At 51.0% G+C, this 251-nt stretch carries 1 pseudogene; it reads left to right on the top strand.

Going from position 1 to position 251, the window contains the following annotated elements:
* Window positions 1-251: pseudogene (locus QP324_RS12135) on the top strand (NADP-dependent phosphogluconate dehydrogenase); the annotation flags it as partial.

Raw genomic sequence — 251 nt, 5'->3', positions numbered from 1 at the left:
GAAGGGCACGGGTACCTGGACTGTTCAGACCGCTTTGTCCCTCGCAACCCCTGTAACCGGTATCGCAGAAGCAGTATTTGCTCGCGGTTTGTCTTCAATGGTTGCTCAGCGTGAAGAAGTAAAGTCCAAGCCATTGGCAGGTCCTAACGGCAAGATTGATGTTGAAGATAAGGCTGCGTTCGTAGAAGCAGTTCGTCAGGCATTGTATGCGTCCAAGATTGTGGCTTATGCTCAGGGCTTCGATGAGATTC

Origin of the sequence: Corynebacterium sp. UMB0012 (assembly GCF_030216265.1) — a bacterium.
Taxonomy (GTDB): domain Bacteria; phylum Actinomycetota; class Actinomycetes; order Mycobacteriales; family Mycobacteriaceae; genus Corynebacterium.
Note: the sequence above shows the minus strand (reverse complement) of the source record. Positions and strands in the feature narration are given on the sequence as shown.